Genomic DNA, 22,969 nt, shown 5'->3' with positions numbered 1-22,969 from the left:
CAGCTGCAGGGCGGTGAGAAGCATGGATTCCAGGAACAGGAAGAGAGATCCGGAGCGCAAGCAGGACCGGAACAGCTTGTTTGACCGTCTGGTCATTGAAGACTACAAATCCACGCCGATTTCTTCTTCACTGGAAGAGAACAGGCGGCTGTTAATGGCTATTTATAAGGATTGCTCTGATATGGTGCTGCGGGAATTTCACATTGAAGATGGTCCGGCGGCAATCATGTTTTACATTGACGGTATTGCCAAAACGGACGCTGTGGATATGGCGATGAAAGCGCTAATGATTCTAGAGGGCGGAGAGCATTTTATTGAACAGCTCCAAAAAAATACGCTGCCCGTCACACAAATGGCGACACTGGACAATTTCGGCGATTTGTTTATGAATGTGCTGTCGGGAGATACGGGGCTTCTTGTAGAGGGCAACCGGGTGGCGGCATCACTTGGTCTAAGGGGAGCGGAGCACCGCGGAGTTTCGGAGCCGGAAACCGAATCGGTCATCCGCGGGCCGCGTGAAGGCTTCACGGAGCATTTGCGGACCAACACGGCGCTCATCCGTCAAAAAATTAAATCTCCGCGTTTGAAAATGAAGCCGCTCATTGTCGGCCGGGAGACGAATACGAGTTTAGTTGTTACGTATATACAGGGGCTGGCTGATCCGAAGCTCATTGACGAGGTCGTTGCCCGCATTGAACAAATTAAAATCGACGGTGTCCTGGAGAGCGGTTATATAGAAGAACTCATCCAGGACAACGGTTATTCGCCATTTCCGCAGCTGCAGATTACGGAGCGTCCCGACACGGTTGCCGCTTCCCTGCTGGAAGGCCGGGTCGCCATCCTGGTAGACGGAACCCCGTTTGTCATGCTGGCTCCAATTGTGTTCTGGCAGTGGCTTCAGGCCAGTGAGGATTATTACGAACGATTTTATCTCGGTACGTTTCTGAGATTTCTGCGTCTGCTCTGCCTGTTTCTGGCCCTGCTTACACCGGCGATTTATATCGCTTTATCCACCTATCATCAGGAAATGATTCCGACGAACCTGCTCCTGAGCATTGCCGCTTCCCGGGAGCCGATACCCTTTCCGGCCGTGGTAGAAGCGATGATTATGGAGCTTGCGTTTGAGGCGCTTCGCGAGGCAGGCATTCGGCTGCCGAAGACAGTCGGGCAAGCGGTCAGTATATTGGGCGCGCTGGTAGTAGGGCAGGCGGCGGTTCAAGCCGGCATCGTATCGGCGGCCATGGTCATTGTCGTCTCCATTACAGGGATAGCGTCCTTTACCCTGCCGCGCTACAACGCCGCCATTTCGGTCCGTCTGCTGCGCTTTCCGCTGATGCTGGCCGCCTCCTTGGTCGGGCTGCTCGGCATTGTCATCGGGGTCATGCTCATTATCGGCCATATGGCCCGGCTTCGTTCATTCGGTGTTTCGTACTTGTCTCCTGTCGCTCCGCTGTCCGTGACAGACTTCAAGGATGTTGCTATTCGCGCTCCCTGGTGGCAAATGAAAACCAGGCCGGCTTTTATGGACGCTGCTGATGCCGATAGGCTGGGACAGCAAACAGAGAAATTGGGTCAGAATGGAGATGCTGCCGAGAATGGAACCCGGAATAATTCCAATTCGGATTAAACAAGCTGTCTTGGTGCTGCTGATCGGCCTGCTGCTTACCGGCTGCTGGGACCGCCGGGAAATCAATGACGTGGCCTTTGTGCTCGGTACGGCCATTGACAAGGAGGAAGACGGGTACCGGGTCAGTATTTTGATCCCCTTGCCGGGGAACATGGGCGGCACTTCGGGCGGGGGAGGCGGGAGCGGAGGGAAAAACCCCTACACCGTGAAGTCCGAGGTGGCCAAAACACCGCGTGAAGCAATCATGAAGCTGCAGCTGGGACTGTCACGCAATCTTTTTTTTGCTCACCGCCGTGTCATGCTGCTGAGTGAAGAGGTGGTGAAGGAAGGCATTGAGCCGCTGATGGATAGCGTGACCCGCATTCCGGAGAACCGGCTGACGACGTTGATGGCGGTCACCAAAGGAAAGGCGCACGATTTTTTAAGTGCGGATATTAAGCTGGAACGGTTTGCGACGGAGCAGATCAGGGAGCTGCTCATTTCGGAGTCGACCCTGAAAGCATCTGTTAAGGACGTGGTTTCGGAAATCAATCAGGTAGGGAAGGATATTTTATTCCCGTATCTGGAAATCATCAAGCTAAAGACGGAGAAGGACAAATCCGAAGAGATTCGGGCTACAGGCTTCGCTATAACCAAGAACGGGGTTCAAGTTGGCTTACTGCAGAACGAGCAGGCGCTTAGTGTGCGACTGCTGAGGAGCCCTTTCAAGAGCTATACGGAAACGTGCGCCACGGAGCAGGGGGTTTTCTCAATCGACATCAGTCATGCGACATCGCAAATCAAGCCCGTCATGGAAGGGGACCGCATCCGGTTTGAAGTGAAGGTACATGCGGAAGGAAACATTTATGAGGATATAAGTAATGGGAATACATTTGACAGCATCACCGAGGTGGAGGATGCTCTGGCGCAAAAGATGACCGCGAATCTGGAGCAAACCCTGGACCTGCTAAAATCGAAAAAAAGCGATGTCATCGGCCTGGGCCAGACGTTAGCCATAACGTATCCACAGCAGTGGATGGGCGGGTGGAAGCAGCGGTGGGATGAACTCTATAGTAATTGCGCTATTCAGGTGGCTGTCGATGTGAACGTATACCGTGTCGGCATGACCCGGGAAAATTTGACCGCAGGAGAAAAAGGCGTATGAGAACCAGCTTTATCATCGTTTTTTTTGTCATTTTGTTCAGTACGGTCGGTGTGTATTGGCGGACCCTGAAAATCCCCAGCAGCAAGGTGCTGTTTATTGTTCTGGCGCTCGCTAACGTCACCCTTTACATGATGTATGCCTATAAGCAAGCATTGACCTTTCCCACCGACTGGGTTGTCAATCAACTGGTTCCCTTAATGAACGGGATACTGAAGGGGTAGATGAGGATGCAGCATAAAAACATCTATATCGGGAACTACCATATCATGATCCTGGTCTGTTCTCTGCTCTCGATTTCGAATATGCTTAGCATTCCGATGGCCTTAACCGAGATCTCCCGTCAGGATGCGTGGCTGGCCTTTTTTTTGCCGGTGCCTTACGGCTTTTTGATTACTTTTGCGCTGTATACGCTGATGCGGCGGATGCCGGGGGAAAATATTTTCGAAATCGCGAAGCAGGCTTGCGGCAAATGGCTGGGGGGATTCCTGAATCTGCTCCTGATTGTGTATCTCTTCTACGACCTGGTTGTAAACCTGCGGATGTATGCGGATTACTTTAACTCCTCCATCCTGCTGCGCACGCCCGTCGAATTTATTTTGCTGCTGACGGTGGGACTGCTCATTTTTTTCGGCAACGGGTCCATTGAGGAGCTGGCCAGAACGGGTGCGCTGTTTTTCCCTGTTTTTTTTATTTTGTTTTTGTTTATCCCCTGGATGCTGTCCAATGAGATCGAGCTGAGCAACATCAAGCCGGTTTTTTCTCATGGGGCCATGCTGCCCCTGAAGGGCGGCGTGCTCGGAGCGGGCGCGTTCGGGGACATCATTGCTTTCGGCGCTTTCCTGAATAATGTGAAGCAGCCAAAGGGGCTATATGTCTCAATGAAATGCGGAATTGTCGTGTCCAGCTTCATCTTGACCATTTGGACGCTGCTTGTTGTGGCTACGATTGGAGAAAATACAGCCTCCAAAATTATTTACCTCGGCTGGATACTGGTGCAGCAAATTCATATTACGGACTTTCTGGACCGTGTCGATTTGTTCATTATGTCCTTGTGGCTGCCGAATTTGTTTTTAAAATATACGATTTTGTATCTCTCGATTCTGGTGGGCCTCGGTTCGTTTACGAAGGATAAAAGCTACAAAATGTTTAACGTGCTGACCGGTGGACTGGTGACGATCGTTACGCTGCTTTCGTTTAAAAATGTCAGTCAGGTCATCATGTTCATTGATTTCGGGCTGGTCCCGATCACCTTTACGATTCAGATTATTTATTTGGGCGTTCTGTTTGTTGTTCTGTTTTTTCGCAAAAATAAACCTAGCGCAGCGGGCCGTCAGGAAGGCCTGAAGGGCGGCAAGCTGACGTGGCTTGCGCTGCTGGGCTGTGCTGCGGCAATAGCGATTCCAAGCTTTATCGGGCAGTCGCGCGGGTATTATGGCAGCATCTGCGCGTGCTTGTACGGATTGTGCTTTGTATTGCTGCTTTTCTTTTCGTTCCGGGAATTTAAAAAATCAATCCATCCATACTAAACATAACCAACTTCACGGAAGGGAGTGAGAGGGATGACGTCCCGTTTTCCCCCTGTCCTGTATTTGCGGCTTCGCCGCCGGGTGCTGCTGGAGCAGGGCAAGCCGGTGCTGCTTGGCCGGATAGCCCAGCTGATTGTCGATCCGGAGCTGGAGCCGGCCTTGTCGTCGCTGTTTATTTATGAGCCCAAGGAACAGGACGGTCCGATGATTCTCATTGATATGATGCGAATCGTGGAGCAGGTGAAGCGCCGCTTTCCGGAGCTGCAAATTGAGCATTATGGTGAGCCGCATACCCTGATTGAAATTAAAACCACGCCAGCCAAGCCCAATATGCCGCTTATGGTATTGGTCTGGCTGCTGCTGTTTGTCGGCAGCGGTCTGGCAATTATGAATTTCCATGCGGATGTGAGCATGAGAGAGGTTCATGTCCGGCTTCATGAGCTTGTAACCGGTCAGGAGCCCAAGCATTTGCTCTGGCTGCAAATTCCTTACTCCATTGGGCTTGGGGGAGGCATGGTGATTTTCTTTAACCAGCTGTTTCAGAAGAAAATCAGCGAAGAACCGAGCCCGCTGGAGGTGGAGATGTTCATGTACCAGGAAAATTTGAACCACTATGTGGTCACCTGCGAGTACGAGAAGTCTAATCCGTCCGCCCAGGAAGGCGAGAAGCCGTCATGATGACGGCTTTGCTGCAAAACGCGGTCTTGGCGTTCATCGGCATCGCGGGAGGCGTTGCTGTCGGCGGCGGTCTGGTTGCTTTTCTCGTGGTGCTGGATATCATCCCGAGACTGGCCCAAATGACGAAGGGCTTCAAGCAGGTTTCCTGGTTTGAAAGTGCTATTATTGTCGGCACCTTGTACTGGACAGCAGCTGATTTCCTGGATTGGAAGTGGCGTCTGCCGGTGCTGGTGACATGCTTTTTCGGATTGCTCACCGGAATGTTTACCGGTATGCTCGCCGGAGCGCTGACCGAGGTGCTCAATGTGCTGCCGATTATGGCCAAAAGGCTGCATTTGGGCGGCTGGATTGGCTGGCTGCTGATGGCGATGGCGCTCGGTAAGGTTGTCGGGTCGTTGTTTGAATGGTATGTGTTTGGCGAGCTGTAATGAAACTAGACCTTGAGAGGTGAACGGCATGAGTACAACAGACGGTTTTCATCATAATCATCCGCCTGACGGTGAAATGCCGCCGGATGGCGTTTTGGCCGGACAGGCCGGACAGGCCGGGGAGAAGGAGAAGGCTGACAGCGCGACCGATCAGACGCTGAGCCCGGAGGAGAAGCGCTACAAGGAGCAGCAGGCGATCCCGAAGACGCTTCCCGAGCTGAAGCGGGTGCTGGAAGAGCAAATCGGTCTTGGCACCAGCTTCGATATCGTAAAGCACGAGATGGTGTTCGCAGGAAAGCCGAGCGCATTTGTCTATGTTAACGGTATGGTGAAGGACGACATCCTGACTGACATTATTATGAGGCTCAGTTATTTGGCTGACGGGGCGCTGAGGCATCAACCGGTGCAAACGATGATAGAACAATATATTCCCCATATTCAGGTATCCAAGGCTTCGTCTATGAATGACGTAATATCCCGGGTGCTTGTCGGCAATGCCGCGCTATTCGTAGAGAACGAGGATACGGCAATCACGCTGGATGTTCGCACGTATCCGATTCGTTCGATCACCGAGCCGGATACGGAGCGGGTCGTACGCGGCGCCAAGGACGGGTTCGTGGAGACACTGCTGACCAATATTATGCTCATACGCCGCAGACTGAAGGACCCCCGGATGAAATTCGAGCTGGTCGAGGTCGGTAAGCGGAGCAAAACAAATGTATGCATCGCCTATGTGAACGACATCGCCGATATGGATCTGGTGGAGTCGGTAAGAGACAAGGTCAAGGGCGTAACGATAGACGGAATCCCCCTTGCTGACAAGCAGCTGGAAGAAATTATTTTGGGGAAAAATTGGAATCCGTACCCGCTCGTGCGCTACTCGGAGCGACCGGATGTCGTAGCTGCGCATATGCTGGAGGGTCACGTGGTTTTGATGGTCGATACATCGCCGACGGCCATTATTTTGCCGGCGACCTTTTTCCATCACTGCCAGCATGCGGAGGAGTATCGTCATACTCCATTTATCGGTACCTACCTGCGCTGGGTGAGGTATATCGGGATTTGGGCGTCGCTTTTTCTGCTGCCGCTCTGGTTTCTCATGGTGATGAATCCGGAGTTAAAGCCCGCCGGACTGGAGTTTCTCGGCCCGCAGGAGGAAGGGAAGCTTCCGCTCCTGCTGCAATTTGTCATTGTGGAAATCGGCGTGGACATGATGCGGATGGCTGCTGTTCATACGCCGCAGCCGATAGCGGTGGCGATGGGGCTGGTCGCGGCGATTCTGATTGGGGATATTGCAGTTAAAACGGGCTTGTTCGTCAATGAGGTCATTCTGTATATGGCCGTAGCCTCGATCGGAATGTTTGCGACGCCGAGCTATGAGCTGGGTCTGGCCAACCGCATCGTACGGCTGGCGCTGCTTGTCCTTGCCGCCGCATTCAAGGTGCCGGGCCTTATCATCGGCGCTACGCTGTGGGTAATCATGCTTGCTCTGCAGCGCTCTTACAACTCTCCGTTTTTGTGGCCATTCATTCCATTCCACTTGAAAGGCTTGATATCGCTTATTATCCGCAAGCCGGTCCAATGGGACATTGAACGGCCGAGCATTACCAAAGCCTACGACAGCACCCGCCAGCCGCGAAAAAGCAATTGAACATGCGAATGTGGTCGGCCGACCGCCGGCATGCAGCGAAACACCGCGCGCTGGGAGCTGCGCGCGGTGCGGGAAAGGGCGATGTCCCGGCTGCGCCTGCTCTTCATGTCTCCTGGAGCAGGGTGTCGTGTCCGTACCCGGCCGAATAACGGCTAATTGTTCGGTTTCGGACGTTTAACGGCTATCGCTTTTGGTGCATAGCTGTAAAAAAGTGCAAAAAAAGTCGCCAGAAATCCATTGGCTTTTCGGCGAGGCTATGATAAGTTATTGTTATTGTATGGCGAGAACAATTACAGCCATAGGTCGAGAAAGTGAAATTTTCGTGATGAAGAGGAGACAAACCGATGTATTTGCATGGGACAAGCAAAATTAACGATAAAGGCCATTTGACAATCGGCGGCTGCGATTCCACTCAGCTGGTGGAGCAGTTCGGCACGCCGCTTTATGTTTTTGATGAAGCGTTGATTCGCCAGCGCTGCAAAGAATATGTGGACGCATTCAAGGCGTCCGGCTTGAAGTTCCAGGTAGCCTACGCTTCCAAGGCGTTCTGCGTGCAGGCGATGTGCCGCGTTGCCGAGCAGGAAGGCATGTCGCTGGACATTGTTTCCGACGGCGAGCTGTATACTGCATTGCAGGCCGGATTCCCGGTGGATCGCATTCACTTCCACGGCAACAATAAAACCGTAGAAGAAATCGAAATGGCAATTGATGCCAAAATCGGCTGCTTCGTTGTGGATAACTTCGTTGAGCTGGATATGCTGAACCACATTGCTGGAGAAAAAGGCCAACAGGTCAAAATTTTGCTCCGCATTACGCCTGGGGTTGAAGCTCATACGCACGAGTACATTTCCACAGGCCAAACCGATTCCAAATTCGGCTTTGACCTGGGCAACGGCTCGGCTTACAAAGCGGTTGAAGAGGCTTCCAAGCGTCCGAACCTGCAGCTGCTGGGCGTTCACTCCCACATCGGGTCGCAAATTTTCGAGGTTGAAGGCTTCCGCATGGCGGCTGACAAAGTATCCAAATTCGCAGCCAAAGTGCGCGACGAGCTGAATGTGACCTTCCAGGTCATCAATCTGGGCGGCGGCTTCGGCATCCGCTATGTAGATGGAGATACTCCGCTTCCGGTTGCACAGTATGTACAAGCGATCACAGACGCCATCAAGGATAACTTCGACAACTACAGCTACCCGACGCCTGAGATCTGGGTTGAGCCGGGCCGCAGCATCGTAGGGGATGCCGGTACGACCTTGTACACGGTCGGTACATCCAAAGAAATTCCTGGCGTGCGTAAATACGTCGCTGTAGACGGCGGCATGACAGATAACCCTCGTCCGGCCTTGTATGAATCCAAGTATGAAGCAATCCTCGCTAACCGTGCGAATGAGGCAAATGAGGAAGTCGTATCGGTTGCGGGCAAATGCTGCGAGAGCGGCGACATGCTTATCTGGGATTTGAATCTGCCGAAGGTACAAAGCGGCGATGTGCTGGCGGTTTCTTGCACAGGCGCTTACAACTACGCGATGGCAAGCAACTACAACCGTCTGCGTAAGCCAGCTGTGGTGTTCGTTAAGGACGGCCAGGCAGATCTCGTGGTAAAACGTGAATCGTACCAAGATGTTGCCGGCAATGACGTCATTCCGGAGCGTTTGACGAAGCAAGCTGTATCCAACTAATCCGTTTTCCGGATAAAAGCATATTCGAAGGAGTGATTATCGTGGCAAAACAAGCAAAAATTACATTGGCTAACGGTGGAGAGGTTGTTATCGATCTGTTTGATCAAGATGCTCCTAACACAGTGGCAAACTTTGAAAAGCTGGCTAACAGCGGTTTCTATAATGGACTCGTATTCCATCGCGTCATTCCGGGCTTCGTAGCGCAAGGCGGCTGCCCGAACGGTACTGGCATGGGCGGTCCAGGCTACCAAATCAACTGCGAAATCAACCCGAACAAGCATGAGCGCGGGTCGCTGGCCATGGCGCATGCCGGCCGCAACACTGGCGGCAGCCAGTTCTACATCGCTTACCAGCCGCAGCCGCATCTGGACGGCGTTCATACCGTTTTTGGCAAAGTGTCCAAAGGTATGGAGCATGTGGATGCCTTCCAAGGCCGTGACCGTATGGAGAAGGTTGAAGTCGTGGAGGTTTAATTACCCAACACGGTTTTATAACAAAAAGAGCAGTCTGCATTTCATGCGGGCTGCTTTTTTGTGTTCCCTAAAGCCTAGTCTTTAAGAAACAATTGAAATATTTTCCGGTCTTGACTATGCTGGTAGGTATTAGCTTGTATAGGGGGCGGGGGACATTAGCATTTATATAACAGGAGATATACACGGGAGTATAAACGTTTATCGACTGGGCGTGCGGAAATTCCCTGCCCAGAAGCAGCTGGACCGGTCCTTTTGACATCGATCGTATCATGTCGGAATTTTTGGTGTAAGCAACCTTGACGTGAAAGGTTTAAAATGACGGTTTTTGTTGATTCATGCGGTGAAGCTGTCTTGCTTTATTTTTTTATTGGTGTTATTATGCATGTAACCAGAACTAGAAACTTCATATTTGTTTTGCGTAACTTCGGGGCCGGGTGTAATTCCCGACCGGCGGTGTTTTTCTCCCGGATAGGGGAGGAATGAGTCCGTGAACCGAACAGCATGAGCTTTCGTAATGAAGGCGCATGCCGTGAGGCCGACCTGGTGCGAATCCGGGACCGACAGTATAGTCTGGATGGGAGAAGGGACGCGGGTCGCGAACGGACTGCCTTTGCAAGAAAATGGGAGCTCCCGGACAGGCGAAGCTTGTTTGGTGTGTTTTTATTTGAATTACAAGGCGGAAGGACCGTCTATTTATGGACGGCTGAAGAGCAGCCTCAACCGGTTGTTAGCTTCAGCCATCTTGTGAATACAGCGACTTATTTTGCGCATATCCCACGCCCCTTTGCGATGCAAAGCGGGCTTTTTTAGGTTTGGGAAGAAGCTGTCTGAAGAAGCCATAGGAAGATACCTGATATCAGTCGTGCGGGATCTGCAGGATAACTGTAGGAGGAGGGGAAGGGCTATTCATCCGGAAGTTTTGAACGATGAATTTTATATGCGGCTGGCGCTGCAAATGGCGGAAGCGTGCACCGGCCAAACCGGGATTAATCCGGTAGTAGGCTGCGTGCTTGTCAAGAACGGCAAAATTATCGGCATGGGCGCGCATTTGCAGCGCGGGTCCCATCATGCGGAAATTAACGCCCTGCAAATGGCGGGGCAAGAGGCGCAGGGCAGCACAGCTTATGTCACTCTGGAGCCATGCAGCCATCATGGGCGTACGCCGCCGTGCAGTGACCGTTTGATTGTGGAGAAGGTCGCCCGGGTGGTTGTGGCTTGCACCGATCCTAATCCGCAGGTAGCCGGAAAGGGAATTGCCCGTTTACGCAGCAACGGAATTGAAGTGAAGGTTGGGGTGCTGGAGCAGGAGGCGCTGCGCCTCAACGAACGGTTCTTCAAATTTATTCAAAATAACATGCCGTTTGTAACACTCAAAACGGCCTGCACGCTTGATGGCAAGATTGCGTCCCGGACAGGGGACAGCAAATGGATTACCGGTGAAGCCTCCCGCGCCTACGTACATACGCTGCGCCATCAGCATCAAGCGATTATGGTCGGAGTCGATACGATATTGGCGGATGACCCGCAATTGACTACGAGAACACCGGCTGAGGGCCAGCATCCGCTGCGCGTCATTGTCGATTCCAGGCTGCGCCTGCCGCTGGACTCCAGGGTCGTTCAGGATACGACGGCCAAGACGCTGCTTCTTACGACGAAGCAGGCGTCCATTGAGCAGATTATGAGGCTCAACGCGCATGGTGTGGAAGTGCTGAAGTGCGGGGATGGGCCTCAGGTTGATCTGAAGCTGGCCATGAAGCTGCTGGGCGAGAGGGAAATCGGATCGATACTCCTGGAGGGCGGGGGACGTCTGAACGGGGCGATGCTCGAGGCACGGCTCATTGACAAAATCCTGTTGTTTTATGCCCCGAAAATTATCGGCGGGCTGCAGGCTCCCTCCAACTTCACTTTGGGCGGGGCGGAGCTGATGGCTGACGCTTTGGAGCTTGACCGCGTTGACGTAGCCCGGTTCGGCGATGATGTGTGCATTAGCGGTTATCCCCGTTACCCTGAGCCGGAGGCTGAAGCAAGCGAAAGCGAAGAGGAGTGAGGGCGCATGTTTACCGGACTAATTGAAGAAATCGGTACGCTGCGGCGGGTGCACCGTCGAGGCCAGTCGTTGATTCTGACGCTGGAGGCACGCAAAATACTTGAGGATGTTCAACTGGGGGACAGTATTGCAGTCAATGGGGTTTGCCTGACGGTCATTGAATTTGACCGCCAGCAATTCTCCGTGGATGTCATGCCGGAGACATTCCGGCAAACGACACTGCGGGAGCTGTCCCCCGGGAGCCGGGTAAACCTGGAGCGGGCCATGACGATGGGCCGGCGCTTCGGCGGTCATCATGTGCAGGGCCACGTGGATACCGTTGGACGCATTCTGAACCGAAGCCGCGAAGAGAATGCGGTTGTGTTCCGGATTGAACCGGAGGACCGCCAGGTGATGAAATATGTTGTCCCCCGCGGCTCGATAACGCTTGACGGAATCAGCCTGACCGTGGTGGAGGCGGGAACGCAGCATTTTACCGTTTCGGTGATTCCCCATACGCTGGTGGAGACGGTGCTTCTGCAACGTGAAGCGGGGGATTCGGTCAATATAGAATGTGATGTACTCGGTAAATATGTCGAGCGGCTGCTTGCTTTCGGCGCAGGAGGCCCGCTCGTCGAGCATATGGAGCAGGAAAAGGGCGCAGGCCGTCCGAACGGAGGACTGAGCGCCCAGTTTCTGGCGGATAATGGTTTTATGTGACGGTGTGCAGTGAAAAGGAGGAGAACCATATGGAAGCATCTATTCGATTCGACAGCATCGAGGCGGCTCTGGAGGATTTGAAGCAGGGCAAGGTCATCATCGTGGTAGACGATGAGGATCGGGAGAATGAAGGCGACTTTATCGTTCTGGCGGATCAGGCTACCCCGGAGGCCATTAACTTCATGATTAAGGAAGGCCGCGGTCTCGTCTGCGTGCCGATTACGGAGGAGCGGGCACATGAGCTGGATTTGCCGCCCATGGTCGCCCATAACACGGATTATCACGGAACAGCGTTTACCGTCTCCGTAGACTACAACGCCACAACTACAGGCATATCCGCCCATGAGCGCTCCCAAACCGTGTACGCCCTGATTCATGGGGAGACGAAGCCTGAGGATTTCCGGCGTCCGGGGCATATTTTTCCGCTGATTGCCAAAAAAGGCGGCGTTCTTCGCAGGGCGGGCCATACGGAAGCGGCCGTAGATCTTGCGAGAATGTGCGGCTCGTACCCGGCTGCTGTCATCTGCGAGGTGATCAAGGAAGACGGGACGATGGCACGCGTGCCGGACCTTGCCGAAATCGCCGGTAAGCATAGCCTGAAGCTGATTACGATTCAAGAGCTAATCCGTTACCGGAATGAGAAAGAAATGCTGGTGAAGCGGGAGGTTGAAGCTTCGCTTCCGACCGACTTCGGGACGTTCCAGGTCATTGCATATAGCAATGAGGTCGATCAGAAGGAGCACGTGGCGCTTGTAAAAGGAACCATCGACCCGGACACGCCGGCACTCGTGCGGATGCACTCGGAATGCCTGACCGGGGACGTGTTTCATTCCGAACGCTGCGACTGCGGACAGCAGCTGGCTGCTGCACTTCAGCAGATTAATGAGGCAGGCAGCGGCGTGCTCGTTTATTTGCGTCAGGAAGGCCGGGGCATCGGCCTGATTAACAAGCTCAAAGCGTACGTGCTGCAGGACCAGGGGCTGGACACGGTTGACGCCAACCTGAAGCTTGGCTTTGCTCCCGATTTGCGCGATTATGGCATCGGGGCCCAAATTTTGAGGGATGTGGGTGTACGCCAAATCCGGCTGCTTACCAACAACCCGCGCAAAATCGTTGCTCTGGACGGCTACGGGCTGAAGGTGACCGAGCGGGTGCCGCTGCAAATGGAGCTTAAAGACGGCAATTCGAATTATTTACGCGCCAAGAAGCTGAAGCTCGGCCATATGCTGAACCTGGAGTAAGGCGCTTTTTCAACTAAATTTTAATAAAAAGAAGGAAGGTAGCTATCCTATGTCGAACATCACTATATTTGAAGGCCATTTAATTTCGAACAATCTCAGATACGGCATCGTTGTTGGTCGGTTTAATGAATTTATTTCCACGAAGCTGCTCGGAGGCGCATTGGACGCCTTGAAGCGCCATGGTGTGCAGGAAGAAGAGATTGCGGTTGCTTGGGTTCCGGGTGCATTTGAAATTCCGTTCATCGCTCAAAAAATGGCGGAGAGCGGCAAATATGATGCGGTGATCACACTTGGAGCGGTTATCCGCGGATCGACCCCGCATTTTGACTATGTGTGCAACGAAGCGGCCAAAGGTGTTGCGGCGATTGGACTGAAAACCGGCGTGCCGACGATCTTTGGCGTATTGACCGTAGATTCCATCGAGCAGGCCGTAGAGCGTGCCGGCACGAAAGCGGGGAACAAAGGCTGGGAAGCTGCCGTAACCGCTATTGAAATGGTGAACCTGAGCAAACAGCTGTAGCCAAATAAATTAAGAACAGGAGGGCGCCAGGCTTGACCAAGGTATTATATAAACTGGATACGTTTGAGGGCCCCCTGGATTTGCTGCTTCATTTAATTGAGAAGAACGAAGTGGATATTTACGATATTCCGGTCAGCACCATAACGGATCAATATATGGAGTATTTGGGGACGATGCAGGAGCTGGAGCTGGAGATTACGAGCGAATTTCTGGTTATGGCGGCGACATTGCTGTCCATCAAGAGCAAGATGCTCTTGCCCAAGCCGCCGATTATTGAGCTGGATATGGGCGACTACGAGGATGAGGACCTCGACCCGAGGGCCGAGCTGGTTCAGAAGCTGATCGAATACCGCAAATTTAAAAGCATTGCCGAAGAGCTGCGGGAGAAAGAAGTGGAGCGCAGCCTCATTTACACCCGCGAACCGGAGGATTTGTCAGCGTTCATCCCTGAACTGGAGGACAACCCGGTACGCGGGCTTCGGCTTGCCGATTTGGTGATAGCTTTTCAAAAAGCGATGAAGCGCGCCCAGAGCCGCAATTCAGTCGCGCGTATTCAACGCGACGAAATCTCAGTCAGGGACCGGATGCGACAGCTGGTGGATCTGCTGGATGAGAAGGGCGGCACACTGCTTTTTCTGAAGCTGTTCGATGAGAACACGACCCGTGACGACATTGTCGTTACGTTTATGGCCTTGCTGGAGCTGATGAAGGTGAAAGAAATCAGCTGCTATCAGCATGAGTTGTTTGGGGATATTGTCATTACGGCTAGAGAGGATCGGGAACACCATGGAATACCGGGAACTGAAATCCGTCATTGAGGGCTTACTGTTTGTTGCCGGTGACGAAGGGCTGGACGCCCGGCAAATGGCCGAGGTCGTTCAGCAGGAACCGCTGCTGGTAACAGAGCTTGTCCGCGACTTACAGCAGGAGTATGCAAATTCAGCACGCGGCCTTCAAATTGTCGAGATCGCCGGTACTTATCAGCTTGCCACACTGCCGGAGCATGCACCGTTTTTTGAACGGCTTGCATTTTCTCCCGGCAGGTCCTCTTTGTCGCAGGCTGCGTTGGAGACCCTGGCTATTATTGCCTACAAGCAGCCGATTACCAGAATTGATATTGAAGAAATCCGGGGCGTCAAGTCGGAGCGGGCGCTTCAGACGCTTACCGCCAAGGATTTAATCGAGGAAAAAGGACGGGCGGAAGCGGTCGGCCGTCCTATTTTGTACGGCACGACCAAGGCGTTCCTGGATTATTTCGGCTTATCGGGTCTGGAGAGTCTGCCGGCGGCGCAAGGCTTTGAATCTCTGGACGATTTGGAAGAAGAAACACGTCTGCTATTCGAGAAGCTGGATGCCAAACAGCTGTCGATTGAAGATGTATAGCAAAAAACAAACAAGTTTGGGCATACTAAACTCCATTGACAGGCGCACAGCCGGCTTTGGAGTTTTTTGCTGCTTTGCGGGAAGAAAGGCTGCCTCCATGGTCAGGCGTTACTCGGGTTTTCGGCCTGATACCGGGTCTGAACCCGTTTCGAAGCAGCGGGCGGGCTGCCGGATAGAATACATAGCCATCGAAGTGCCCTCGGAGCAGGCAGCGCTTGGCGGCCAAATCGGTCCTGCTGCCGATGAGAGGAACCGGCTGCGGGGCATCGCCGGATAGTGTACCAGCAAGCCGGCGTCAACCGCTTGCCTGATTAGCTTCGGCGCAGACGGGGGGAGGGAGTATGATGTATGTTTGGTGGGTCATTGCAGGCGGAGTAGCACTACTGCTGTGGATTGTGCTGGAGAGCAATGTGGAGTCCCGCATATATTATCGGCGCCGGCAAACCAATGACCATGTGGTGGTTCAGGTGAAGGCATTGATGGGACTCATCCGATACAAAACAGAAATTCCCGTCATTCGTTTTGAGGGCTGGTCACAAGGGATTTTAGTGGAACGCAAAAAGGCGAACCAGGCATTCGCGCTCAGCCAAGGCTCCGAAAGGCATGAGCAGGTGACCTTGGAAAAAATAAAGGACTACTACGACAAGGCACAGCTTTTTCTGAAGCAATTTGTGGGCTTTTCGGAGTGGTTTACACGCACACTGAAGCATATTCACTGCACATCGTGCTCCTGGTCGACCCGGATTGGCCTTGGGGACACAGTGGGCACAGCCATAAGCACAGGAGCGGTATGGGCAATGAAAAGCTCTCTGCTGGGCTTTTTGTCCCGGTACATCCGGCTTTCAACGATTCCCAAGCTGGATGTTCAGCCGGACTATAACCGTCTGCATTTTTCCACGGAAGGCGATGTTGCCTTGACTATGCGCTTCGGGTACTTGGTGCTTGCTTCGTTTTTGTTTTGGCTTCGTTTTCGTAAAAGACACCGTCATCCGGCAGCGGATCTCAACGCGCGGTAACCGGCAGGATGGCCGGCCTGGTCCGGCCGCCGTGTATAGGCTGGATTTTAATCGGGAAACGAAGGCGATCCCTCATTTTAGGATAAAAAATAAGATGGAGAGCGTAGAAATCGGACTAGAGGCTGTGGCCAATCCAGCGGGTGATTTTTTACAAGGAATAACAGCAGTACGATTGAAAAATACCTCGAACCAGCGTGCGCAGCAGGTAGGCGCCGGCTGGTTTTTCTATGTTTTTCTTATGAAAAACAGATCCGGCTTGGACCCGAATAAGCAGAGAAAAATTTACATTCGAAGGAATGCCATGGCAAGCGATCCTTATAACGGAACATTATACGAAAGTCAATGAAATTTCCCTGAGAGAAATCTTAGGAAATTTTAATCAAAACAGGCAAAGCCTTGTCAGGCTTAAGGTTCCCCGGTTTCTAGCAAATCATGGTATATTGTCCTGTGATATAGTGGATTTAGGTGATTAACACCTAGATTTTGATGAGCTAGAAGGAGGAACTCATGTACATCACGAGAAAACACCGCTTCGTTAAAACAATCGCAGGAACGGTCCTGAGCGCATCATTGCTGGTACCCGCAACATTAGGATGGACAGCTTCCACAGCCCAAGCTGCAACGGAAGCACCGTCCTACTCGGTACAAGACGATTACGATCGGGGCCCTGTTGCCTATACAGCAGAAGAAGAGGCTGAATTGGCTGCGTTAGCTGCGGAAGAAAGCGGTTCCGTTGATTTTGATGTTGCTGAAGCCACTTCGGTTTCCACAATGTCCAAAGCCAGCAATATCATTAGCTACGGCAAAAGATTTTTGGGGGTTCGTTATCAATTTGGAGCAAAGACAGGCAGCACTTCTTCGTTTGATTGCTCGTCTTTTACACAATATGTGTACAAGCAGTATGGCATTAACCTGCCGCGTTCATCCAAGGCCCAGTCCAAAGTGGGCAAATACGTGTCCCGAAGCAATCTGAAACCGGGAGATCTGGTGTTCTTCTACTCCCCGATTCATCATGTAGGCATTTATATCGGCAACGGCAAAATGCTGAACACTTACGGGAGCCCGGGAGTTACGATTTCGAACATCAATTCTTCGTTCTGGAGCAAGCACTATACGACAGCGCGCCGCGTGCTGTAGCAGACTCAGAAACAATAAAATAAAATCACGATGAACAAAATCAAGTCCCGGGAAACCGGGGCTTTTGTGCATGGAAGCGGGGCTTGAAACGGTAGAGGCTGAGACCGGCCGGGCGCTTTAAGCCTGCCTGGTTCGGAGCATCGGAAGAAATGAAGGGTCCCTCCATCTGCTTGCCGTTATCGCATAGTTTCGAGTCGCGAGGCTGATTCTATAAGCACGACACATTTGGAGGGCAGCCCGGTGAAGAAGGCAAGCATACTGGTTATTGAAGATGAGGATCAAATTGCAAAAATATTGCAGCTGGAGCTCACACACGAAGGGTATGAAGCTCAGGTGGCCAGCACCGGCCGTGAGGGCTTGGACCTGTTCTTGTCCGGCCGCTGGGATTTGGTGCTTCTGGATATTATGCTGCCGGAGCTCAACGGACTGGAGGTACTGAGAAGAATCAGACAGGCCAACCGCTTCATCCCGGTGATTCTTCTTACAGCGCGTGATGCTACCCCGGACAAGGTGAGCGGCCTCGATTCCGGGGCCAATGACTATATTACGAAGCCGTTTGAGATCGAAGAGGTGCTTGCCCGGATTCGCGTCTGCCTGCGGGCCAAGCAGCGCAATAGCGGGATTCCGGTACAGGAAGAACCGGGGCCTACGGTGCTGAACGTTGCGGATTTGCGTGTAGATTTGCTGTCGCGCCAGGTTTTGCGCGGCGGCAAGCTCATTGATTTGACGCCCAAGGAATTCGATTTGCTGGTTCATCTCATGGAGCATCGCAATGAAGTGCTGAGCCGGGAAACGATCATCAATCAAGTATGGGGATTCGATTTTGTAGGAGATACGAACGTTGTGGATGTGTACATCCGGTATTTGCGCAAAAAAATAGACTACCCGTTCAAGGTTCCGCTGATTCATACGTACCGGGGGGTCGGCTACAGCATTAAAGAAAGCACCTGAAATGGGGTTGTGAACGGGTGGGGTACAGATTTGGATTCGGGCTGCTTCCCAAGCTCCGCATTAAATGGAGACTGGTGCTTTGGTCGGCTCTTATGCTCATCGTGCTGTATACAATCTGCACCTTCATTCAGTATATGGTGATCCATCAATGGATCATGAAGCAGGAAGAGACCGGAATGCGCAAGGATGTTGTAGAGCTGCTGCAATACTTTCAAGATAAAAACGAGGAGCTGGATGAGGCCGGAATTCGGCGCAGCCATAATTTTTTGGCCCAATTTATTCAGAAATCACAGCTTATCCGAATTTTGGATTCTCAGGGTAACCCGATTCTTACCGTATCCAACGATTTGCCGGAGAACTGTATTCACCCGGAGGTAAGCAGCGGAATGCAGCTTTACAGCACCTGGTATGAGGACGAGCATATTATGGTTGCCCGGAGTCCGTTAATAACATCCCATTATCAGGGGACGCTCGAAATCGTTCATAGTCTTGAAGCGTTCGATGAGCTGAATGGAATTATTGTCTTGATGATGACGGCCGGGGGAATGGTAGCTATCGTGCTCAGCCTGGCGGGGGGCTTCGTAATTACAAATCAGCTGCTGAAGCCGCTTCAGGCGCTGGCGGAAACGATTAAGAACGTCAAACAAAAAGGGCTGCATGAGCGGGTCGCAGTTGCGGGCGAGCGGGATGAACTCTCGCATCTGGCGAATTTATTTAATGACATGATGACACAGCTTGAGGCTTCTTTTGTAAGCCAAAAGCAGTTTGTGGAGAACGCATCCCATGAGCTGAGGACCCCGCTATCCATCATTCAGGGCCACTTATCTTTGCTTCATCGCTGGGGCAAGCGGGACCCGGCTATATTGGAGCAGTCATTAACGGCTTCTCTTCATGAAATTCACCGGCTTAAAACGATTGTGGATGAGCTGCTGCAGCTGACTCGCGCGGAATCCGAGCATGATCCGCAGAATATGAAGCCGGAGCTGCTGCGCCCGATTGTGGAGCAGACGGTCGAACAATTCGCATTTTTGCATCATAAGTTTGAATTTAAGCTGGATTTGGATGCTTTGACCGATGTCGAGGTTTGCATTGCTGCCAATCATTTGAAGCAGATATTGCTGATTTTACTGGACAATGCGGTGAAATATTCTGCTCAGGACAAGGTTGTTTTTGTAAACGGGCGGGTGCTGGAGGATGAAAATAAGGTTCAAGTGGAGGTCAAGGATACCGGCATCGGCATTCCTGAAGAAGATCTTCCTTATGTATTTGACCGCTTCTATCGGGTTGATAAAGCAAGAAGCCGGGAGCGCGGCGGCAGCGGGCTGGGATTATCCATAGCGAAGCAGCTGGTTCAGCGCTACGAGGGCAGCATTTATATGATGAGCGCAGAAAACAAGGGGACCACGGTAGCCTTCGTATTCCGTATGGCCCGGGAGGAGGCAAAGCGGGCCGGGCAGGAATAAAAACGCGGTCTGCAAAACGCACATACTCCCTCCCGGCTTAGGACAATCTAAATAGTGAACTACATTGGCGTTTCAGTACGCTTCTAAGGGAGGAACAGCTTATGACCGAGCATCCGATTCAAGGGCTAATGAAAACATCCATGGAAAATATTAAAGCCATGGTTGATGTAAACACCATTGTGGGAGACGCGGTTGAAACCCCGGATGGCAGTGTGATTATGCCGATTTCCAAGGTTTCCTTCGGCTTTGCCGCGGGCGGCAGTGATTTTTCAACAGATCAGGAAGCGGATTCCCATCGTTCACACCATTTGGACACGGGCCTTAATGCCAAGGTGGCGTTACCCTTCGGTGGCGGCAGCGGGGGCGGGGTTTCCATTACGCCAATTGCCTTTTTGGTCGTAGGCAAGCAAGGGGTCAAAGTGGTGCCGCTGGACAATCAAACGCATCTCCTTGAACGTATCATCGACTCTGCGCCATACATGGCGGACAGAATTCAAGCCATGTTCCGGAGTAAAAGCGGCGGAGAATTAGCGGGGACGAAAACGGCGACCACCACCATTCATGCCGATGAAGCAACAATTACGATGTAATGGCCATCGTAGCAAAAATGGCTGCCCTCCGGCAGCCATTTTTTTGCTGTCTTGCAATTCTGTTTCATTTGATGATTTTTTGCAGGGTCATTTCGGACAAGGGCTCATACGCGCTCCATTTTAGCATATACATAGTGACATGAGCCATCACGGACAAGGATGGGGGACCATATGAACAAGTGCGTATCACCGTTTGTATTCATCATGCTAGCTGTGCTTCTTGCCTTTACGTCGGTGCTTTCTCCTGCTGCCGGCGCTGCAGCCCCGGGCAGTGAGCCGAATTCCGCGCCTGCGGCAGCGGAGAAGCCTTCGGCCAAGGCGAAGCAGAAGGAGCCGCCTGAGGCTGGACCCGGAACGCCGCCCCGGATTAGCGCTCAGTCTGCGGCACTAATCGATGTGGAATCGGGCCGGATTCTGTACGCGAAGAACAGTAAGCAGCCGATGCGGATTGCCAGTCTGACCAAGATTATGACAGCTATCGTCGCCATTGAGCAGGGCAAGCTGTCTGATATGGTCAAGGTCAGCCGGAATGCCGCCGGAAAGGAAGGCTCCTCGATTTATTTGAAGGTGGATGAGGAGATGAGCCTCCAGAATCTGCTGTTCGGGCTCATGCTTCGTTCCGGCAATGACGCGGCGACGGCGATTGCAGAGCATGTGGGTGGCTCTGTTGAAGGCTTTGCAGTGCTTATGAATCAGAAGGCACAGTTCATAGGAATGAAAAACAGTGAATTTCAAAATCCGCACGGTCTCGACCAGGACGGCCACTTGTCTACGGCGGAGGATATGGCGCTTCTGACAGCGTATGCCCTGAAAAATCCGGTCTTTCTGGATATTGTGAAAACAAAGGAAAAGCGCGTTCCGAATCCGGGCGGTCAGTGGGACCACGTATGGAAAAACAAAAATAAAATGCTGTCCCTGTACGACGGAGCCAATGGGGTAAAAACAGGCTACACCAAAACGGCGGGCAGATGCCTGGTTTCCTCGGCCGCCCGTGACGGTAGAGAGCTGGCTGTCGTTACACTTGGCGATCCTGACGATTGGCTTGATCACAGCCAACTGCTTGATTATGGCTTCCAAACCTTCCAGCGCACCGAGATGATTCAAAAAGGGGATTCCGTTCTTGTTGACCGGACTGCATATGCGCAGCTCCTGGAGCCGGCTGATACTCATGCTTCTCCGGGCCAACCGCCGAAGCTGGCTGCCGTGCGCGGATTTGCTTATCCGCTGTTGCCCGGGGAACAGGAGAAGATTACCCGCCGAATTCTGCTTACCCCGCCCGGCAGTCCCGCCTACAGGCTTGAGGAGCGCGGCCTGCTTGAGCTGGAGCTGGACGGAGTGCAAATCGGCACGGTACCGCTGGCAGAGCCGGGAAGCTGGCGAATGCAATGGAAGCCGCGCAGCGTATTCAGCTTTCAAGCCTCGCAGAGCGCACAGACGTGGCGCGAACGGTATGCCGGAGTCGTGGAGCAGGTGCTGCGGGTGCTCTTTACAGTAATCTACAATCCGCTCGGCCGGGACCAAACCTAGACCCGGCAAAAGGAGGCTGGAGCATGGTTAACTGGATTTGGCTGTTTTTTATCGTATCCGGCTTTGTGGTCGCCGCTTGGAAGGGCGAGGTTGATACGGTGACGGAAGCCGCGTTTGAGGGCGCCAAGACAGGGGTTACGGTTTGCTTCGGTTTGATTAGCGTGCTCGTATTCTGGCTCGGCATTATGCGGATTGCCGAAGATGCCGGTCTGCTGAGCAAGCTCGCAAGGCTTTTGTACCCGGCGGTCCGCTATTTGTTCCCGAGTGTGCCCCGCAATCACCCTGCTATGGGATACATTATGTCCAACATGAGCGCCAACATGCTGGGGCTCGGCAATGCCGCGACGCCGCTGGGCATCAAAGCAATGGAGGAGCTGCAGAAGCTGAATCCGAATAAGGATACGGCGAGTCCTGCCATGTGCACCCTTCTGGCTATTAATACAGCAAGCATCACGATTATTCCGACAACGCTGATCGCGATTCGGATGAATTTTAATTCTAGTAATCCGGTTGAAATTGTAGGCACGACGCTTATGGCGACAGCAATTTCAACGACAGCCGCCATTTTGATCGACCGCTGGTACCGTTTGCGCAGCAAGCGGATTCCGATTCCGCCCGGGGCCTCCAGCACCGTCAAGAAAGGATGAGGCGATTTGTATTCATTGATTAATATCATTTCCGCCTGGGCGGTTCCGCTGTTTATCGTGTTCATTCCGCTGTATGCGGCTTACCGCAAAGTGCCTGTATACGAGTCGTTTGTGGAAGGGGCCAAAGGGGGCTTCGAGACCGCCATCAAAATTATTCCGAGCCTGGTCGGCATGATGGTAGCCATCAGTGTATTCCGGGCTTCGGGCGCGCTCGATATGTTCATCGGCTGGCTGAAGCCGCTCTGCGAATATGCGGGCATCCCCAGTGAAGTGCTGCCCCTGGCTCTGCTGCGCCCGATTACCGGGGCGGGCTCATTGGCCTTCACGACGGATTTAATGAAGCAGTTCGGGCCCGATTCCTTAATCGGCCGCATGGCATCGACCATTCAGGGCAGCACGGATACGACGCTGTATGTCATCACGGTCTATTTCGGCGCTATCGGCATCCGGAAAGCAAGTTATGCGCTGAAAGTCGGGCTGCTCTCCGACCTGGTCGGATTCATTGCCGCTATCGCGGTCTGCTACCTTGTCTTCGTGTGAGCGGT

The 22,969-nt window shown here is 52.8% G+C and carries 25 protein-coding genes and 1 riboswitch; all 25 genes read left to right on the top strand.

Annotated features, from left to right (window positions below; translation table 11 throughout):
- Positions 1-22 precede the first annotated feature (22 nt).
- The 25 genes from WBG83_RS02775 to WBG83_RS02655 all read left to right on the top strand — a co-directional run bounded on the left by WBG83_RS02775 (position 23) and on the right by WBG83_RS02655 (position 22,964).
- Positions 23-1,627: a spore germination protein gene (locus WBG83_RS02775; protein ID WP_336742461.1), complete on the top strand. Its 1,605-nt coding sequence runs from the start codon at positions 23-25 to the stop codon at positions 1,625-1,627.
- Entirely contained in the window at positions 1,596-2,771 is a 1,176-nt protein-coding gene (locus WBG83_RS02770) for a Ger(x)C family spore germination protein (RefSeq protein WP_336742460.1), read from the top strand. The genes WBG83_RS02775 and WBG83_RS02770 overlap by 32 nt, the downstream gene beginning before the upstream one ends.
- Positions 2,768-2,992 carry a hypothetical protein gene (locus tag WBG83_RS02765; RefSeq protein ID WP_336742458.1) on the top strand — a complete coding sequence of 75 codons (225 nt, stop codon included), beginning with the start codon at positions 2,768-2,770 and terminating at the stop codon, positions 2,990-2,992. The genes WBG83_RS02770 and WBG83_RS02765 overlap by 4 nt, the downstream gene beginning before the upstream one ends.
- A gap of 6 nt (positions 2,993-2,998) precedes the next feature.
- Positions 2,999-4,297 carry a GerAB/ArcD/ProY family transporter gene (locus WBG83_RS02760; protein ID WP_336742456.1) on the top strand — a complete coding sequence of 433 codons (1,299 nt, stop codon included), beginning with the start codon at positions 2,999-3,001 and terminating at the stop codon, positions 4,295-4,297.
- 33 nt (positions 4,298-4,330) lie between these two features.
- Complete coding sequence (locus tag WBG83_RS02755) at positions 4,331-4,975, top strand: stage V sporulation protein AA (RefSeq protein ID WP_336742455.1); 645 nt, start codon at positions 4,331-4,333, stop codon at positions 4,973-4,975.
- Positions 4,972-5,403 carry a stage V sporulation protein AB gene (locus WBG83_RS02750; RefSeq protein ID WP_336742453.1) on the top strand — a complete coding sequence of 144 codons (432 nt, stop codon included), beginning with the start codon at positions 4,972-4,974 and terminating at the stop codon, positions 5,401-5,403. The genes WBG83_RS02755 and WBG83_RS02750 overlap by 4 nt, the downstream gene beginning before the upstream one ends.
- 28 nt (positions 5,404-5,431) lie before the next feature.
- Complete coding sequence (locus WBG83_RS02745) at positions 5,432-7,054, top strand: spore germination protein (protein ID WP_336742452.1); 1,623 nt, start codon at positions 5,432-5,434, stop codon at positions 7,052-7,054.
- Between the two features lie 344 nt (positions 7,055-7,398).
- Entirely contained in the window at positions 7,399-8,730 is a 1,332-nt protein-coding gene (gene lysA, locus WBG83_RS02740; protein WP_336742450.1) for a diaminopimelate decarboxylase, read from the top strand.
- Positions 8,731-8,771: 41 nt separating this feature from the next.
- Positions 8,772-9,203: a peptidylprolyl isomerase gene (locus WBG83_RS02735; protein WP_336742448.1), complete on the top strand. Its 432-nt coding sequence runs from the start codon at positions 8,772-8,774 to the stop codon at positions 9,201-9,203.
- Positions 9,204-9,619: 416 nt separating this feature from the next.
- Positions 9,620-9,793, top strand: a riboswitch (FMN riboswitch).
- A 329-nt stretch (positions 9,794-10,122) separates the two neighbouring features.
- Positions 10,123-11,250, top strand: a complete 1,128-nt coding sequence (gene ribD / locus WBG83_RS02730) for a bifunctional diaminohydroxyphosphoribosylaminopyrimidine deaminase/5-amino-6-(5-phosphoribosylamino)uracil reductase RibD (protein WP_336742446.1) — start codon at positions 10,123-10,125, stop codon at positions 11,248-11,250.
- 6 nt (positions 11,251-11,256) lie between these two features.
- Entirely contained in the window at positions 11,257-11,949 is a 693-nt protein-coding gene (ribE, locus tag WBG83_RS02725; protein WP_336742444.1) for a riboflavin synthase, read from the top strand.
- A gap of 29 nt (positions 11,950-11,978) precedes the next feature.
- The gene (locus WBG83_RS02720; RefSeq protein ID WP_336742442.1) at positions 11,979-13,190 is read left to right on the top strand and encodes a bifunctional 3,4-dihydroxy-2-butanone-4-phosphate synthase/GTP cyclohydrolase II; all 1,212 of its coding nucleotides are present in this window, start codon (positions 11,979-11,981) and stop codon (positions 13,188-13,190) included.
- Positions 13,191-13,239: 49 nt separating this feature from the next.
- On the top strand, positions 13,240-13,710 hold the full coding sequence (gene ribH, locus WBG83_RS02715) for a 6,7-dimethyl-8-ribityllumazine synthase (protein WP_336742440.1): 471 nt from the start codon (positions 13,240-13,242) through the stop codon (positions 13,708-13,710).
- A gap of 32 nt (positions 13,711-13,742) precedes the next feature.
- On the top strand, positions 13,743-14,528 hold the full coding sequence (locus tag WBG83_RS02710; protein ID WP_336742438.1) for a segregation and condensation protein A: 786 nt from the start codon (positions 13,743-13,745) through the stop codon (positions 14,526-14,528).
- Positions 14,497-15,093: an SMC-Scp complex subunit ScpB gene (scpB, locus tag WBG83_RS02705; protein WP_336742436.1), complete on the top strand. Its 597-nt coding sequence runs from the start codon at positions 14,497-14,499 to the stop codon at positions 15,091-15,093. The genes WBG83_RS02710 and scpB overlap by 32 nt, the downstream gene beginning before the upstream one ends.
- Before the next feature lie 97 nt (positions 15,094-15,190).
- Complete coding sequence (locus WBG83_RS02700) at positions 15,191-15,370, top strand: hypothetical protein (RefSeq protein WP_336742434.1); 180 nt, start codon at positions 15,191-15,193, stop codon at positions 15,368-15,370.
- Positions 15,371-15,434: 64 nt separating this feature from the next.
- Positions 15,435-16,109 carry a DUF2953 domain-containing protein gene (locus WBG83_RS02695; RefSeq protein WP_336742432.1) on the top strand — a complete coding sequence of 225 codons (675 nt, stop codon included), beginning with the start codon at positions 15,435-15,437 and terminating at the stop codon, positions 16,107-16,109.
- Between the two features lie 94 nt (positions 16,110-16,203).
- Positions 16,204-16,455 carry a hypothetical protein gene (locus WBG83_RS02690; protein ID WP_336742430.1) on the top strand — a complete coding sequence of 84 codons (252 nt, stop codon included), beginning with the start codon at positions 16,204-16,206 and terminating at the stop codon, positions 16,453-16,455.
- A gap of 353 nt (positions 16,456-16,808) precedes the next feature.
- Positions 16,809-17,246, top strand: coding sequence for a C40 family peptidase (locus WBG83_RS02685; protein ID WP_336742626.1), 438 nt, complete (start codon positions 16,809-16,811; stop codon positions 17,244-17,246).
- 240 nt (positions 17,247-17,486) lie between these two features.
- The gene (locus WBG83_RS02680; RefSeq protein WP_336742428.1) at positions 17,487-18,197 is read left to right on the top strand and encodes a response regulator transcription factor; all 711 of its coding nucleotides are present in this window, start codon (positions 17,487-17,489) and stop codon (positions 18,195-18,197) included.
- Positions 18,198-18,214: 17 nt separating this feature from the next.
- Complete coding sequence (locus tag WBG83_RS02675) at positions 18,215-19,660, top strand: HAMP domain-containing sensor histidine kinase (RefSeq protein ID WP_336742426.1); 1,446 nt, start codon at positions 18,215-18,217, stop codon at positions 19,658-19,660.
- A 101-nt stretch (positions 19,661-19,761) separates the two neighbouring features.
- Positions 19,762-20,250, top strand: a complete 489-nt coding sequence (ytfJ, locus tag WBG83_RS02670) for a GerW family sporulation protein (RefSeq protein ID WP_336742425.1) — start codon at positions 19,762-19,764, stop codon at positions 20,248-20,250.
- A gap of 171 nt (positions 20,251-20,421) precedes the next feature.
- Positions 20,422-21,777 (top strand): D-alanyl-D-alanine carboxypeptidase family protein, encoded by a 1,356-nt coding sequence (locus tag WBG83_RS02665; protein ID WP_336742423.1) that lies wholly within the window; start codon positions 20,422-20,424, stop codon positions 21,775-21,777.
- A 23-nt stretch (positions 21,778-21,800) separates the two neighbouring features.
- Entirely contained in the window at positions 21,801-22,424 is a 624-nt protein-coding gene (locus WBG83_RS02660; protein ID WP_336742421.1) for a nucleoside recognition domain-containing protein, read from the top strand.
- Positions 22,425-22,430: 6 nt separating this feature from the next.
- A complete protein-coding gene (locus WBG83_RS02655) occupies positions 22,431-22,964 on the top strand; it encodes a spore maturation protein (RefSeq protein ID WP_336742419.1) in 534 nt (177 codons plus the stop codon).
- The last annotated feature ends 5 nt before the right edge of the window (positions 22,965-22,969 follow it).

It is taken from the genome of Paenibacillus sp. y28 (assembly GCF_037137075.1).
In the GTDB taxonomy this organism is placed as follows: Bacteria; Bacillota; Bacilli; order Paenibacillales; family NBRC-103111; genus JBBBNV01.
This window is presented reverse-complemented; position numbering and strand designations above follow the sequence as displayed.